Origin of the sequence: Delftia sp. ZNC0008 (assembly GCF_000799035.1) — a bacterium.
Taxonomy (GTDB): Bacteria; Pseudomonadota; Gammaproteobacteria; order Burkholderiales; family Burkholderiaceae_C; genus Comamonas; species Comamonas tsuruhatensis.
In genome coordinates this window covers 1-1,628 of the sequence record NZ_JTKZ01000867.1, presented here as the reverse complement: position 1 = coordinate 1,628, position 1,628 = coordinate 1, and the positions used below count along the sequence as shown (strand labels likewise).

Below are 1,628 nucleotides of genomic sequence, written 5' to 3'. Positions count from 1 at the left end.
CCTGCTCCTGCTCCTGCTCCTGCTCCTGCTCCTGCTCCTGCTCCTGCTCCTGCTCCTGCTCCTGCTGTTGGGCCTGCATGCATACCGAACATGCGTGCGCCGCCCTCGGCCTATTCGCTCAGCATGGCCTGGGCGCCGGGCGGCAGGCCGTGCTCAAGGGTGTGGCGCAGGTGCCAGGTAGGCTCTTGCTGCATCTCGCACGGCATGGCGCTGAGCATCGTTTTCATGAGGACTAGGGCTGGCGTGTGGCTGGGGTCGTCCTGGAGGAAGTGCATCGACGGTGCAGCACCACATTTTCTTGTATCGGCGTGAGGACGAACTGCAGGTCATGAGCAATGTGAGAAAAATCTACAGAGATATTGCGCTTCTTTCATTTGTTGGCGAGTTTACCGGCAACATTGACATAAATCACCTTTTTGCAGAATCAAACCACTTTCTTGCCTCATTTGAATCTTGAGGAGTACCGCGCCCCAGCCCATACATCAAACCTAGCTGAAATTGTGCATCTCTATTTCCCTGCGCCGCAGCGAGATGAAACCATCTCATTGATTCTTTGTAATCTCTCTTAACCTTTTCGCCTTCTTTGTAAATTAATCCCATCATTAACTGAGATTTTTGATTTCCGTTCTCGGCAGATAATGTATACCACTTCAATGCCTCTTTAAAATTTCGAGGGACACCTTTCCCGTCATCATTCAAAACACCCACGATATACTGAGCATTCGCATCGCCGTTACTCGCGGCCAAAAAAAACCATTTAAAAGCTTCTTTATAGTCTCGATAACTGCCTTCATCATTTAAATAAATTTCACCAAGGCATAGTTGAGAATGGATATCCCCGTCAGAGGCCGCTCTTTTCAGTTCCTCTATTGATCTTGCATATTTTTGACATAAGGCTTCTTTCTTCTGCGCAAACGACGGCAAAACAAACAAAAAAGGGAAAAGTGAAGAAATTACTAGTAACAATATTCTTCTTTGAAACGGCATAAATCTCCATGAAATAAATTTATTTCCAATGAAATTGTCTTACTTTAATGAGATACTATCACCAAGGGAATTTAATTGGTATCTTAGGATTTGAGACAGGTCCAGTCGCTGTGGTTCCAGGCGTATTCTCTATAGCGTCTTTTGCGACTTTCCCGACATCCTTAACGCCTTCCTTCATTAGAGTATCAATCTCTTTCTCCATAGCAGACAAATCCTCACACCCCTTTGGAACATCAGGGACAGCAAGTATGCATTTCGATATCTTATCTTGAAGCTCTCTGCGTCGACGCCCTTTATTCCCGATCTCTTTCACTAGATCCGCCGTTTCTTTTGCATCATTTATTTGATCACCCTTTTCCTTTACTTCCCACATTTTCTTTGCATCTTCAAAAATATTTCCAAACCCGAACAAGCCAAATGGATCAATATCCGCATTTGGATTAAATGGATATTTAATCAAGTTTACCCCGCCCATCAACCCGATCGGATCCTGATTGATATAACTGCCCACCACCGGATCGTAATACCGATGCCGGTTGTAATACAGCCCTGTTTCCCTGTCATGGTGCTGCCCTGGCAGCCGGATCGCCTGGTGGATGCCTTGCGGGTTGTATTCCTGCAGCACATTGCCCCAGGGGTCC

2 protein-coding genes are annotated in these 1,628 nt (G+C 46.4%); both read right to left on the bottom strand.

Annotation, left to right across the window (positions count from 1 at the left end; all coding sequences use genetic code 11):
* Positions 1 to 408: 408 nt before the first annotated feature.
* Positions 409 to 987 carry a tetratricopeptide repeat protein gene (locus L995_RS32545; RefSeq protein WP_082001650.1) on the bottom strand — a complete coding sequence of 193 codons (579 nt, stop codon included), beginning with the start codon at positions 985 to 987 and terminating at the stop codon, positions 409 to 411.
* Positions 988 to 1,045: 58 nt separating this feature from the next.
* On the bottom strand, positions 1,046 to 1,628 hold a 583-nt coding region (locus L995_RS34755; protein ID WP_269431540.1), incomplete at its 5' end, for an RHS repeat-associated core domain-containing protein.

Excerpts from the sequence above, each read along its gene's own strand:
- L995_RS32545 (WP_082001650.1), bottom strand. The coding sequence starts at position 987 with ATGCCGTTTCAAAGAAGAATATTGTTACTAGTAATTTCTTCACTTTTC.